This is a genomic window from Colwellia sp. 6M3 (genome assembly GCF_014077595.1).
GTDB lineage: Bacteria > Pseudomonadota > Gammaproteobacteria > Enterobacterales > Alteromonadaceae > Cognaticolwellia.
The window spans coordinates 1-13,294 of sequence record NZ_JACGWF010000103.1; the positions used below are offsets into that span (position 1 = coordinate 1).

Annotated in this window: 9 protein-coding genes; 2 read left to right on the plus strand and 7 right to left on the minus strand. The window is 37.7% G+C overall.

Annotated elements, in window-relative coordinates; translation table 11 throughout:
- Positions 1–425 precede the first annotated feature (425 nt).
- The 4 genes from glmS to glmU form a co-directional block, all read right to left on the minus strand.
- Positions 426–2,258, minus strand: a complete 1,833-nt coding sequence (gene glmS / locus H4J50_RS16500) for a glutamine--fructose-6-phosphate transaminase (isomerizing) (RefSeq protein ID WP_108457654.1) — start codon at positions 2,256–2,258, stop codon at positions 426–428.
- Positions 2,259–2,271: 13 nt separating this feature from the next.
- Positions 2,272–3,033: a DeoR/GlpR family DNA-binding transcription regulator gene (locus H4J50_RS16505; protein ID WP_108457655.1), complete on the minus strand. Its 762-nt coding sequence runs from the start codon at positions 3,031–3,033 to the stop codon at positions 2,272–2,274.
- An 87-nt stretch (positions 3,034–3,120) separates the two neighbouring features.
- Complete coding sequence (locus H4J50_RS16510; RefSeq protein ID WP_162533835.1) at positions 3,121–3,831, minus strand: ABC transporter substrate-binding protein; 711 nt, start codon at positions 3,829–3,831, stop codon at positions 3,121–3,123.
- A 68-nt stretch (positions 3,832–3,899) separates the two neighbouring features.
- Positions 3,900–5,261 carry a bifunctional UDP-N-acetylglucosamine diphosphorylase/glucosamine-1-phosphate N-acetyltransferase GlmU gene (gene glmU / locus H4J50_RS16515; protein ID WP_108457657.1) on the minus strand — a complete coding sequence of 454 codons (1,362 nt, stop codon included), beginning with the start codon at positions 5,259–5,261 and terminating at the stop codon, positions 3,900–3,902.
- 262 nt (positions 5,262–5,523) lie between these two features.
- On the opposite strand from glmU, the gene H4J50_RS16520 reads away from it, so the two are divergent.
- Positions 5,524–7,863 (plus strand): Tex family protein, encoded by a 2,340-nt coding sequence (locus H4J50_RS16520; RefSeq protein WP_182257398.1) that lies wholly within the window; start codon positions 5,524–5,526, stop codon positions 7,861–7,863.
- Positions 7,864–8,069: 206 nt separating this feature from the next.
- Here H4J50_RS16520 and H4J50_RS16525 read toward each other — a convergent pair whose 3' ends face one another.
- A complete protein-coding gene (locus tag H4J50_RS16525) occupies positions 8,070–9,104 on the minus strand; it encodes a DcaP family trimeric outer membrane transporter (protein ID WP_108457659.1) in 1,035 nt (344 codons plus the stop codon).
- Between the two features lie 136 nt (positions 9,105–9,240).
- A complete protein-coding gene (locus H4J50_RS16530; RefSeq protein WP_108457660.1) occupies positions 9,241–9,729 on the minus strand; it encodes an AMP-binding enzyme in 489 nt (162 codons plus the stop codon).
- A gap of 284 nt (positions 9,730–10,013) precedes the next feature.
- Here H4J50_RS16530 and H4J50_RS16535 point away from each other — a divergent pair, with 284 nt between their 5' ends.
- A complete protein-coding gene (locus H4J50_RS16535) occupies positions 10,014–12,299 on the plus strand; it encodes a DPP IV N-terminal domain-containing protein (protein WP_182257399.1) in 2,286 nt (761 codons plus the stop codon).
- Between the two features lie 137 nt (positions 12,300–12,436).
- Here H4J50_RS16535 and H4J50_RS16540 read toward each other — a convergent pair.
- A partial coding sequence (locus H4J50_RS16540; RefSeq protein WP_220466283.1) for a hypothetical protein occupies positions 12,437–13,294 on the minus strand: 858 nt, incomplete at its 5' end.

Sequence of the window (13,294 nt, forward strand, 5' to 3'; positions counted from 1 at the left end):
CAGTCTCCCTTGAAAATTAATAGTACTTTATAACCATGACATTAGAGCTGACAATTTATATTAAAACCATTTTTTTCATTCAGTTAAGTTATGTTTTGGACAGCTATAACTGATATTAAGATCAGTAATAGTGATAACTTTTGATAACGTATCCTTACATTAAGATTTTAGTGTAATTGATCCGCTATATCCTTTGATAAAATACCGATTCAAAGTGAGTAGTGTCATATTTTTTTACAACTTATTTTATGATTCTATGATATTTAAGTGAAGTTTATGAAAAGTAAATACAAGTAACAAAAAAGCAGTCCTATATAGGGCTGCTTTTATATGTTTATTTTAGTAAAAATTATGGCGCCATTAAACACCACAAATTTCAACTAAGAATCTATTAAAATTACATTTTAATAGATTAATTTATAAGGTTATTCAACCGTGACACTTTTCGCTAAGTTACGAGGTTGATCAACATCGGTACCTTTAATTATGGCAACGTAGTAAGACAATAACTGTAACGGTAATGTATATACGATAGGAGCAATTAAATCATCACATACGGGGACGTTAATAACCTTCATGGTGTCATCGCTACTAAAGTTAGCACTGGCATCAGCAAACACATACATTAAACCACCACGAGCACGTACTTCTTCAACATTAGATTTTAATTTTTCAATTAAATCGTTTTTAGGTGCCACAACTATAACCGGCATTTCTGCGTCAATTAACGCTAATGGTCCATGTTTAAGTTCGCCTGCTGCGTAAGCTTCAGCATGAATATATGAAATTTCTTTTAATTTCAGTGCACCTTCCATCGCGATTGGGTATTGGTCGCCGCGACCTAAAAATAATGCATGATGCTTATCAGCAAAATCTTCAGCTAAGTCTTCAATTGAACCCGCTAGTGCTAATACTTCTTCAAGCTTATTCGGTAATGTCATTAATGATTGAGCAATTTCATTTTGCTTCTCTTGTGACATGCCGTGGTGCTGACCAATAGCGAGGGTCATCATTAATAAACCCACAAGTTGGGTAGTGAAAGCTTTGGTAGAAGCTACACCTATTTCAGCACCTGCTTTAGTCATAAAGGCTAAATCAGATTCACGCACTAATGAAGAACCAGCAACATTACATATAGTTAAACTAGCGCGATAACCTATTTGTTTGGCTAAACGAAGAGCCGCTAAGGTGTCCGCTGTTTCGCCCGACTGTGAAATAGTTACTAATAATGCATTTTTCGGTACATGTGATTGGCGATATCTAAATTCGCTGGCAATTTCGATATTACATGAAACACCGGCTAAGGCTTCTAGCCAGTAGCGCGCCACCATACCTGAATGATAACTGGTACCACAGGCAATAATTTGTACGTGCTCAATTTCTTGAAAAATAGCATCAGCACCCTCACCAAAGGTTTGGATATCTAGCACATTACCCATTAAGCGACCTTCTAAAGTATTGCGAATCGCTGTTGGTTGCTCGTAGGTTTCTTTAAGCATGTAGTGACGGTATTCGCCTTTATCGCCAGAATCGTGACTGACTTCAGACTCTTTCGCTTCACGTTCAACTGGCTTGCCGTCAGTATCAAAAATATTAACTTCAAAACGTGTAACTTCGGCAACGTCACCTTCTTCTAGAAACGAAAATTTACGAGTAACGGGTAATAATGCCAACATATCTGAGGCGATAAAGTTTTCACCGACACCGTAACCTATAACTAATGGGCTACCTGAACGCGCCACTACAACACGATCTTTATCGCGCGTGTCTACAACAACAGTGCCGTATGCACCTTCTAACTGTTTTACCGTAACTTGCACTGCACTTAACAAACTATCAGCAGTTTTTAATTCATGGTGAACTAAATGTGCAATAACTTCAGTGTCTGTTTCTGAAGTAAAAACATAACCTAAACCTTGTAAGCGCGTGCGTAAACTATCATGATTTTCGATAATACCATTGTGCACAACAGCAATAGTTTCAGACGAAACATGTGGATGAGCATTAATTTCACTTGGGGCACCATGAGTTGCCCAACGTGTATGCGCAATACCTGTACCGCCAGCAATTGGATTAGCATGTAATGCATCGGCAAGCTCTTGCACTTTACCTAAACGACGAGCGCGCATAAGGTTGTTATTGTTATCAATTATGGCAACACCTGCAGAATCGTATCCGCGATATTCTAATCGCTTTAAGCCTTCTACTAAAATGTCTGCTACATCACGCTGTGCGACAGCACCTACAATTCCACACATATTCTTTGTCCTTTTAACTGGCGATAACGAGGTTAACGCCTTGTTTAATTATTTCACTTCTCACGTCTTCAGGCATATCTGCATCTGTAATCAACGTGTGAATCTTTTCCCAAGGTAATTCTAAATTGGGAATTTTTCGATTAAGTTTTTCTGAATCTAACATAACAATAACTTCACGAGACACTTCCGCCATCACGCGACTTAAGCCTAAAAGCTCATTGAATGTTGTTGTGCCACGGGCTAAATCGATACCATCAGCACCAATAAATAACTGATCAAAATCATAAGAGCGCAATACACTTTCGGCCACTTGACCTTGGAATGATTCAGAATGCGGGTCCCAAGTTCCACCGGTCATCAATAATGTTGGTTCATTTTCAAGCGCATGTAAATCAGACGCAATAGCCAATGAGTTAGTCATAACCACTAAACCTTGTTTAGCACTTAACTCACGCACAAGCGCTGATGTTGTACTACCGCTATCTAAAATAATGCGGTTATGATCACGAATAAGCGATGCCGCTGTTTTTGCTATTATTATCTTTCGTTTCGAAAGCTTTTCAGTTTTAGGTTCGGTAATTTCATGCGGTAAAGGCACAGCTCCGCCGTATCGGCGTAGTAGCAAACCGCTATTTTCTAAAACAGCTAAGTCTTTACGAATAGTAACTTCTGAGGTATCAAACATTTTTGCAAGGCTATCAACACTTACTTCACCTAAATTGCTTAACTCTGCAATTATGGTATGACGACGCTGTTGGGTATTTCGTTTTGACATTGCTTTCGTTTACACTCTTAAAAGTTTCGATTTAAAACTTAGCTATTAGAACAAAAGCTGAAAATAAAAACAATATTTATCTAAGATCTAATCCTCTATCAAAGCTTTATAAGCCAAATAATATTGATAACCGGGATCTGTAAGTAACTTACCAGCAGCCAATTTAAGTTTTTCTAACATGCCACTTTCTGTATTTATATTCGCAGCAATATAACTCTCTCGACGTGTTTCTGGTAAAACGTGAACAGAAATTAACGCTTCAGCGTTTTGTTGTTGCTCGGCAAAAAAATCGATTAAAACATTAGGGTCGGTAAAAATTAAATCGACTTTACCTGATAAGAATAGTGCGATCCCATGCTTTAAAGATGACACAACATAAAGATTAGTTTTTTCGCTAAAGCCTAAGTTCACTAATGAGTGATAACCATAACTGTCTCGTATAACAATGATGGTTTTGGATCTTGCTTCACTCAAGGTTTCAATTCGGTTTTCAGGTCTACTTTTCAATGAGACAAAGCCACGCTCAAGTTCGCTAACTTTAATCAGCCAATGAAACTTATCTTCTCGCGCTTGTGTTCGTACCATACTAACAACTAAAGTATTTTCCCGATTTAATACCGTTTGATATGCTCTAGACCAAGGCAATAGTTCAAGCGGGGCTTGCAGTTGACTATGTTGTAATAGTAATTTGAGGATTTCTGCGCTTGGACCTTTTACTTCATTATTTTCGTGATATTGCAGCATAGGATGTTCGGCTGCAACAGCCATTAAAGCTGAATCAGCTCGAACACAATTCATAAACAAAAGATTTATGAAAACCAGCTTTAACAAAAATAGAGTTATAAAAGATCCTTTCATGCTTTGTTTTATTTCTTAGTAGGTCGCTTCCAACCGGCAATATTACGCTGCTTGCCACGGGCTACACTTAATTCGTTATCATCAACATTTTTAACAATAACCGAACCTGCCGCTGTTGTTGCCATTTTACCAATAGTAACAGGGGCTACTAACGAAGCATTTGAGCCGATAAATGCACCAGCACCAATAATAGTTTTAGCTTTATTTACACCATCGTAATTACAGGTAATAGTACCAGCACCAATGTTAGCCTGAGCGCCAATTTCAGCATCACCTAAATAGCTTAAATGACCGGCTTTTGCTCCTTCGCCTAAGCGAGTTTTTTTCATCTCAACAAAGTTACCAATGTGAGAGTCACGCATTAATTCAGAGCCTGGACGTATACGAGCAAATGGACCTACTGAAGCTAGATCACCAATTATAGCTCCATCAACCATTGAATTAGGTTTAATTTCAGCACCTTGTCCGATACTGCAATCTTTCAATATACAATTTGCGCCAATAATCGCATTATCAGCAATATCAACATTACCTTCGAAAATACAGTTAACGTCAATCACCACTTCTTGACCAACGGTAACATTGCCTCGAATATCAATGCGATTAGGATCACGTAAACTTGCGCCGGCAATCATTAACTCTTCAGCTTTTCTGAGTTGATAAGCTCTTTCTAAACCCGCTAATTGCACACGATTATTTGCGCCTTCTACTTCAATTTCGCTATCAGGATGAGCCGTAGCAATAAGCTTACCTTCTTGATGACAAGCGGCAATAATGTCAGTTAAGTAATATTCACCTTGTGCATTGTCGCTTGATAAATTCGCTAACCAGCGTTTTAAATCGCCACCATTAGCCAGTAATATTCCAGTATTCGCTTCATTGACTAATAGTTGCTCAGCGCTTGCATCTTTTTGTTCAACAATACCCACTACAGTGCCTGAACTATCGCGCATAATTCGACCGTAGCCAGTTGGGTTTGCTAAATGCACGGTCAATAGCGCCATACCCTGATCAGGTTTAGCAGCGATTAAACGTTGCAGCGTACTAACTTTGGTTAAAGGTACGTCTCCGTAGAGTACCAGCACATTTTCATCGTCAGATAAAAATGGTGATGCCATATCAACAGCATGACCTGTACCTAATTGCTCTTTTTGTTCAACAAAGGTTAAATCATCACCCGTGACTTTCGCTTTAAGCACATCGCCACCAAAGCCATAAACTAAATAGATATTTTCACTATCTACTTGGCGCGCTGCGTCAATTACATGAGACACCATAGGCTTTTCAGCTACGGGATGAAGAACTTTAGGTAAGGCAGAACGCATGCGAGTGCCTTTACCTGCCGCTAAGATAACAACAGAGAGAGCCATAATTAATCCGATTAAATTTATAAAGTTACTTATATCAAGTTGATGAGTAAGCATAAACTCATCAGTTTTTGATAATGTATAGCAACATTGTAACGTTAAATTACCTGCTTCTCTATTAAAAATAATATTAACAACTTGTTGGGAGTTATGACTTTTTATCCTCCTGAAAAAACCTCTTAAGGTGTATCGCACCTCACAAGTAATTGAGTGTATAATGAAGCCAACAAAACTAAGACCTTTATAGATTTAGGATCCCATATAAATGATGCCCATTGCTGAGCAAATTGCCACAGAACTTGATGTAAAAACCAGCCAAATAAATGCTGCTATAAACTTATTAGATGAAGGCGCGACAGTGCCTTTTATTGCTCGTTATAGAAAAGAAGTTACCCAAGGACTTGATGACAATCATTTGCGCCATCTTGCGCAACGCTTAGTTTATTTACGTGATTTGGCTGATCGCAGAAAAGTTATTATCAATAACATTGAGCAGCAAGGTAAGTTAACCCCAGCATTAGCCAATGAGCTTAATAATGCTGACAACAAAACACGTTTAGAAGACCTTTATTTACCTTATAAGCCTAAAAGAAAAACTAAAGGGCAAATTGCCATAACCGCAGGCTTAGAGCCTTTAGCCAATAAGATTTATAACAACTGGCAACTAGACCCAACACAAGAAGCAAAGGCTTTCATTAATAAAGAGCAAGGCTTTAATGATGAAGTTTCTGTACTTGAAGGGGCTCATTTCATCTTGGTTGAGCGTTTTGCTGAAGATGCCAATTTAATCCAAAAATTACGCCGTCACTTACTTAAGCAAGCTCACTTGTGTAGTAAATTGATAAAGGGCAAAGAAAAAGAAGCAGCAAAGTATCGCGATTATTTTGAACATTCAGAATTATTAAAATCGGTACCGTCACACCGCATGTTAGCCATGTTACGTGGTCGTAATGAAAAACTTTTATCATTAAATATTGATACAGACCCAGGGCAAGAAGGGGCATTTTCAAGCGCACAACAAATAATTACTGAACATTTCAATCTACGCTTAACGGGCCAAGCTGCAGCAGAGTTTTTAACAAAAGTGGTACAAACTACGTGGAAAGTAAAACTTAGCCAAAGTTTAGAAACAGAATTATTAGGACAATTACGAGAACAAGCTGAAGTAGAAGCGATTAAGGTTTTTTCACGTAACTTAAACGACTTAATGATGGCAGCACCCGCAGGTGCGAAAGTAACTTTAGGCTTAGATCCTGGGCTTCGAACTGGCTGTAAATTAGCTATCGTCGATGCTACCGGTAAATTATTGCAAACCGCCACCATATTCCCACATGCCCCGCAAAATCATTGGGATAAGTCAGTTCGTACTTTAGTTAACTTATGTCAGCAACATAAAGTAGAATTAGTTGCCATAGGTAACGGTACTGCTTCACGCGAAAGTGACAAACTGATTGCTGATGTTATAACTAAACTAGAAAACAACAAACCAACCAAAGTAATTGTCAGTGAAGCTGGCGCTTCGGTTTATTCAGCATCTGAATTTGCCGCCAAAGAATTTCCAGATTTAGATGTGTCTATTCGTGGTGCTGTTTCTATTGCTCGACGCTTGCAAGACCCTCTAGCAGAGTTAGTTAAAATAGATCCCAAAGCGATTGGTGTAGGACAATATCAACATGATGTTAGTCAAAGCCAGCTCAGCCAAACCTTAGACAACGTTATTGAAGACTGTGTTAACGCGGTGGGTGTTGACCTAAACAGCGCTTCTGCAGCGTTATTAATGCGTGTGTCCGGTTTAAACAAAACCATGGCAAATAACGTAGTAAGTTTTCGCGATGAGCACGGTCGATTCAACAACCGTAATGAATTAAAAAAAGTCGCACGTTTAGGGCCGAAAGCTTTCGAACAAGCTGCAGGGTTTTTACGCATAAATAATGGTAATAATCCGTTAGATTTCTCAGGTGTTCACCCTGAAACCTATAGTTTAGTTGAGCAACTATTAAAACAACTTAACACCGACATCAATAATGTTATAGGCAATAAAGCAACGTTAGAAAAAATTAATGTTGAAAGCTTAGTAAGTGATGCTTTTGGTGAAGTTACGGTTAAAGACATTATTAGTGAGTTAGAAAAACCGGGGCGTGATCCGCGACCAGAGTTTAAAACGGCAACGTTTCAAGAAGGTGTTAATACCATTAACGACTTGAAGGTTGGCATGATACTCGAAGGCATTATTTCAAATGTGGCTAATTTTGGTGCTTTTGTCGATATTGGTGTCCATCAAGACGGCTTAGTACATATTTCATCGCTGACCGATAAATTTGTTAGTGATCCGCATGAAATTGTCAAAGCGGGTGAAGTGGTTAAAGTTAAAGTCATGGAAGTTGATCCACAACGTAAGCGCATTAGTTTAACCATGCGCTTAGATGAAGCGACACCTCAAGTGAAAAGTCAGCCGACTGAGAAGTCGCAAAAAGCGCCTCATAATGACAAAAATACTAAGCCAAATCATCACAAAAATAAAGTCAGAACACAGCAGCCAAAAGTAGATAATAATGCTGCCATGGGTAATGCTTTTGCCGACGCTTTTGCTAAGTTGAAGAAATAGCTTTGAGATTTAAGTTACAGCATTATTAGCTTTTACCTAACAATGCTGTAGCCATTATCAAGATGGCTTAGAGCGGCCTGAGCATCGTCACTTTTTCATATCCATGTGACTATGACATACCGTTCATCCTGAACATAAAAAAGGGGAAGCAAAAGCTTCCCCATAAATAACCTCGGTTGGGAGGTTAACTAACGCAAGATAGTAAACTAAAGCACGTACTTAGCTGAAAATTGTACATAGTCAGAATCGGCATTTTGATCTGCTGATTCAAAATTACCTACTTCAAAACCAAATGATAATTCTTTAGTATAGTTTTTAAAGATATTCACACCCCAATGTCTTCTGTCGGCATCTGAAACTTCTGTTGTCGTTTTACCGAAGAATGCTGTACTGCGAATGTCGTCACTCCAGAAATGGCGGTAAGCGACCATAAATGAGGTTGTTTCTTCGACTTCTTCACCAACTAAATCACGAGCAGCTACCACGCCTACATAACGTCCGGTTTCACCGCCATGTAATTGGAAACGTATATCATCTTTACCAAAGGTTTTTACATTACCCGCAATACCGTAACCAAATGCTGACTCAGAATTACCACCGAGCGTATTTAATTGTCGAGCTAAACCCGCAACAGAAACGTTACCCCAATCACCTTTAAAGGTATATTTAGCAATAACATCTGGCAATTTATCTTGGGTTGGATCACCTTTATCTGACTCAGGGTTTTCTATCGAAACTTGGAAATTTCCTTGGGTATAGCGAACTTGGCCTTGACGAATAAACGCGGCGGCATTTAGTGGACCAGCAAAATCAGCTGCTTCTGCTAAAGCACTTGTATTGACAAAAGTTGACCACGTTTGACCAACTAAAATGTTTTTATATTTAATAAATGCATGACGTAATCTTGGACTAGCCGAGTTCGATACAATTTCGTTACCACCGCCGCCATGAAAATCAAGTTCAATAAAACCAGTGATATCACCATGAACATATTTAGTGTTAAAACGAGACTCGGTTGCACGAAAGCTAGTGCGAGAAATATCACCTACATTACCAGCACCAACCCAATAATCGTTAGTAATACTGTTAATGTTACCGTCAACATAACGCGTATCTAATTTTATATAGCCACCAAAGGTAATGGTGTCATTATCAGATAACTTAATTTCATAACCAGCGCTTGCGCTGCCAGCCATAGCTAAAAGACCTGTTGCTAATAAAAGCTTTTTCTTATTAAACATTTTTACTTTCCCCGTGTGTTATTAACCTTAGAGCAACAACAGCTAAGCTCTGGCGGTGTTTTTATCGATTAAGTTTTCAATAACGTATTTATTATCTGTAGTTTTAATAAACCGTTATCATTATTTTTATATTTTTTTATGCTGCATATTTCACTGTAATACACTGTGATTTAAGTGTTTTTCTAGAAATTCTTTTATTTTGATCAACAGGAAGCTTTTCTACGAATGTTATAACATCAGCACGTGCAAATTCACCTACACCACCAGCAAGCTTGGCATTAATAGCATTCGATAAAGTCGTTTTTTCAATACCCGAATGAGTCAATTCAATATAGACATGAAGCGCATTTCCTTTGTGCTCATGAGGCACACCAAAAACAATCGCTTGTTCAACGCCAGCTAGTTGTTCAATAAAATTTTCCATTGTCTGGTTAGCGATACGATAACCACTGACTTTATGGCTAGTGATAGCTTGAGAAACTAACCAAATATAATCTTGTGTAAAAACAGAAGAGGAACTTTCATCAACTAAAACTTTATCAACAAAATACTGCCATTCACCACTATTAGACTGCAACCATGACAACGGTGCGGATTCGACACTTTGATTTAGTAAGTTAGACATATCACTCTCTGTTTAATATCTTTAATCAAATTTCAATCAAAGCTATATATGATGTTATTACACTAGAGAATCAGCGGTGATTTATAAATTAGACCTAAGTCTAAAATAAGCAATAAATGCGGTAGACTTTAGTCTATATGCAATGAAATCGGCGAGTGGATAACACTTTAATGGTTGATTATCGAAAAGAATATTGTGCTGAACGATTATTTTGAAAGCCAAGTTATTAGAAGTGGTAGAATGATTTTAGTTTTATTTTATAACTATTCAATAAAAGGTTATTCATGATTTCAAAGATAAAAATAGGCTATTCAAATGTGGTTATAGCGTGTTTGGCATTAAATGCTAGCGCCGAATCTCTCAACATTGAAAAATACCAACAAGCTGAACACCAATTATCAAAACACACTGAAAAGTTAGTTTTTGGTACCGTTGAGAACCCCAGTTGGACTGACAATACTAAACTCATTTACCAGAGCCAAACAAAAAATGGTAAGCAGTTTTATCTCATTGACGCTAAAACAAAAGCCAAAAAATTAGCCTTTAATCATCAAAAAATTGCTCGTGCACTAGCACGTATCAGCGAACAAGAAGTTAACCAGAAAGCGTTACCATTTGATCGTGTTGATTTCATCACAGATAAACTTATCTCGCTTAAAATCAATAGCGTCTCTTACCAGTGTAATATTCAAAACTACTTATGTAAGTTGAATAAAAAAGCCATTAACAGTAATGAACTTATTGCTCCCAATGGCAAGCAAGCTGTTTTTATTCGCGAGCATAATTTGTGGCTACGAAACCTTAGCGATAATAGTGAAAAACAACTAACCAATGATGGTATTGAAAACTTTGGTTATGCAACAAATAATGCCGGGTGGGTTCGCGGTAAAAAGCCGGTAGTAAAATGGTCTCCCGATTCAAAAAAATTAACCACCTTTAAACATGATGGTCGCAACGTGGGTGAAATGGGCATAGTTTCAACCGCTGTAGGTCATCCAACTATCGATGTTTGGAAATATCCTTTACCAGGTGACAAAAATATTTTCAAAATTCATCGTGTTGTAATCGATATTGAGCAAGCCAGTGTTGTTAAGCTTGATATGCCTGCAGATGATCACAGATCGACCATAACTGACCATGTTGCCGCTCGCGATGGTAGTTTATTAGATATTGATTGGTCGAGCGATAGCAGTCATTTCGCCTTTATTTCATCAACGCGTGATCACAAAACGGCAACACTAAAGATAGCTGATGCTACGACAGGCAAGGTACGTACAATTTTTACTGAAACAGCAACGAGCTTTTTCGAGTCAGGTGTCAGTGCTATTAGCTGGAAATATCTAGATAAAAGTAATGAATTTATTTGGTTTTCACAACGTACAAATTGGGGACATTTATACTTAGTTGATGCAGAAACTGGCAAGATTAAAAATCAAATAACACAAGGCAATTGGACCGTATTAGCATTATTGAATATTGATCAAGAAACAGGGAAGCTAATTTTTTCTGGTGCGGGTAAAGAGGGTGGAGATCCCTATTTTCATTATCTATACAGCATTAATAAAAACGGTTCAGACTTAACCCTATTAACACCAGAGAAAAAGCATCATCGAATTACTTTAAGTAAGAATGCAGATTACTTTTTAGACCGTGTTTCAACGCCAAATGAAGCAGAAACTAGCTTTATTCGCAGTACTCATAGTAAATCTGGCTTTATTGTTGAACAAATGAATATTAACAAGCTAACTGATACAGAATGGCAAGCACCAACGCCTTTCATCGTAAAAGATAGAAATAGCGAACAAAATATTTATGGTTTGATGTATAAGCCAAGCGATTTTGACGCTAAAAAATCATACCCTGTGGTAAATTATTTATACCCAGGTCCACAAGTGGGCAGTATTCGTGGTCGCCACTTCAGATCAGCAAGAGGTGATAATCAAGCCATTGCCGAATTGGGATTTATCGTTATCGAAATTGACGCTTTAGGTACCCCTGGTCGCTCAAAGAGTTTCCATGAATTTTACTATCAAAATATGGGCGATAGCGGGATACCTGACCAAGTAGCTGCGATTAAACAACTTGCCAAGAAATATAGCTGGATAGACAGCACTCGCGTTGGTATTTGGGGACATTCCGGTGGTGGATTTGCTTCAACTCGTGCCCTGTTAACTTATCCAGATTTTTATTCAGTGGCGGTTTCTCAAGCGGGTAATCATGACAATAGAAATTATGCCGATGAATGGGGTGAAAAATATCATGGCGTTTTAGTAAAAAATGAAGATGGCACCACAAACTACGACAGCCAAGCAAATCAATTAATTGTTGATAACCTTAAAGGTAAGTTGCTTATTGCTCATGGAACAACAGATACCAATGTACCGCCATATAACACCTTAATCGTTGCAGAAGCATTAATAGCCGCGAATAAAGACTTTGATATGCTAATGCTACCTAATCGTGGTCATGGCTTTGCTAGAGAGCATTACATGATGCGAAAGCGCTGGGATTACTTTGTTCAGCACTTAATGGGGTTAACACCACCAAAAGAGTTTAGTTTTAGCAAATAACTCATCTGTTACTAGCACGCTTTATTAAAAAAACCGATATGTTGATGATATCGGTTTTTTAATTATATAAATGCTATCCCTGAATATAATAAAAACCACTTATAAGCATAACGAGATTACAGCGGTATTGAGATAATTTACCAGTAATACCCCAAACTCAACATAGTTTCGTGATTACTTAAAATCAGTCTAAAATCAAGGTGCTCGTTGTTTATTTTGACCCTGTAACGAGTTTCAGCTTTAAAGCTAAATTTTGCGACCTGTTCGTTTTCCAAATATTTTCTAGCCTCAAGATCAATAAAAAAGTTCCAGTCGTTATTAATTGATTGATTTAACGTTAGATTACTCGATATATAAACTCTACCTCTATCTAAGTAATTTTCTACAACAGCCCCTCCGATATATCCACCTATTGTTGTATTATCGAGTATTGGAATTGATAGACCTTTATTAGCTTTAAAAGTAAAGTCTGCACAGTTTGTACAATCATCATCTTGTTTTTGTAAGCCTAAATATAGCTTCCATGAGTCATAACCATCTTGTGGTAAACCCGTTGCCTGGTTTGACACGCTAACCACTTCAAATATTGATAAGCTTCTAATAGCGAGAGTAGAGTTTATATACTCAAGATCTAGCTCGCCCATTTTTAGCGCACCGTTTCTAACGTGACCACTTTCAGCATCTAACTGATCATAATAAGCAGGCCTTAGTTTTATCGCCACACCATTGCCAAGCTTTTGATTATGGATAAAACCTAATTGTAAGTAACTTGATGGTCGTGCTAAATGAGGAGACTTAGGTGCTTTATCTTCAAATTTTACTTTTCCTGCAGCGAGGTTATATCTGTAAGCTAAAATTTGAGTGTATGATTTTTTATGTCGCTTAATATTTTCTTTGTCGACGGAAATTAAATACTGATAGTAATCAAGCAATGTGCTCAAAACTTTTAACTTAGTTTCTCTGAGTATTTTTTCTGAGTTTAGTAAATTTAATTG

Coding starts and splice junctions, on each gene's coding strand:
- glmS (WP_108457654.1), bottom strand. CDS start 2,258: ATGTGTGGAATTGTAGGTGCTGTCGCACAGCGTGATGTAGCAGACATT.
- H4J50_RS16505 (WP_108457655.1), bottom strand. CDS start 3,033: ATGTCAAAACGAAATACCCAACAGCGTCGTCATACCATAATTGCAGAG.
- H4J50_RS16510 (WP_162533835.1), bottom strand. CDS start 3,831: ATGAATTGTGTTCGAGCTGATTCAGCTTTAATGGCTGTTGCAGCCGAA.
- glmU (WP_108457657.1), bottom strand. CDS start 5,261: ATGGCTCTCTCTGTTGTTATCTTAGCGGCAGGTAAAGGCACTCGCATG.
- H4J50_RS16520 (WP_182257398.1), top strand. CDS start 5,524: ATGATGCCCATTGCTGAGCAAATTGCCACAGAACTTGATGTAAAAACC.
- H4J50_RS16525 (WP_108457659.1), bottom strand. CDS start 9,104: ATGTTTAATAAGAAAAAGCTTTTATTAGCAACAGGTCTTTTAGCTATG.
- H4J50_RS16530 (WP_108457660.1), bottom strand. CDS start 9,729: ATGTCTAACTTACTAAATCAAAGTGTCGAATCCGCACCGTTGTCATGG.
- H4J50_RS16535 (WP_182257399.1), top strand. CDS start 10,014: ATGATTTCAAAGATAAAAATAGGCTATTCAAATGTGGTTATAGCGTGT.